Source organism: Alkalihalophilus lindianensis (assembly GCF_032843265.1).
Taxonomy (GTDB): Bacteria; Bacillota; Bacilli; order Bacillales; family Bacillaceae_D; genus Alkalihalophilus; species Alkalihalophilus lindianensis.
Genome location: NZ_JAWJBA010000063.1, coordinates 1 through 416 on the forward strand (window position 1 = coordinate 1; position 416 = coordinate 416).

The window sequence follows — 416 nt, forward strand, 5'->3', positions numbered from 1 at the left end:
GTTTGGGTATTCATCTTTACGGTAGTATATTTAATGGGGATGGTGGGGTAAAATGACAAATCAACCATTAAGCTCAAGTAACCCAAGAGTGGACCTGGAATATCGCCGCAGGAAAAATGCGGAGGAAATGCGCTATCAAGTTATTTCCTTTACATTGATGATTTTCTTAACATTCGTGGCATTTGGGGTAGTAGCCATCAAAGGATTTACGGCATGGTTTGTCGTGCCATTTATTCTTCTTTTAGCTTGTGTTCAGGTTGTTTTTCAGCTTTTTTATTTCATGCATATGAGTCATAAAGGCCATGAAGCGCCAAGCATGTTCTTGTTTACAGGCGTGTTTTTGGCTATGATTATGGTTTGGGCCTTTATGACAATTATTTGGTGGTAATTTAATGGAAGGAGAATCGGCTGCAATC

General features: G+C 39.4%; 1 protein-coding gene. It reads left to right on the forward strand.

What is annotated here, in order from left to right; genetic code table 11:
- Positions 1 to 52: 52 nt before the first annotated feature.
- Positions 53 to 388: a cytochrome c oxidase subunit IVB gene (ctaF, locus tag RYX56_RS21290; RefSeq protein WP_199417506.1), complete on the forward strand. Its 336-nt coding sequence runs from the start codon at positions 53 to 55 to the stop codon at positions 386 to 388.
- The last annotated feature ends 28 nt before the right edge of the window (positions 389 to 416 follow it).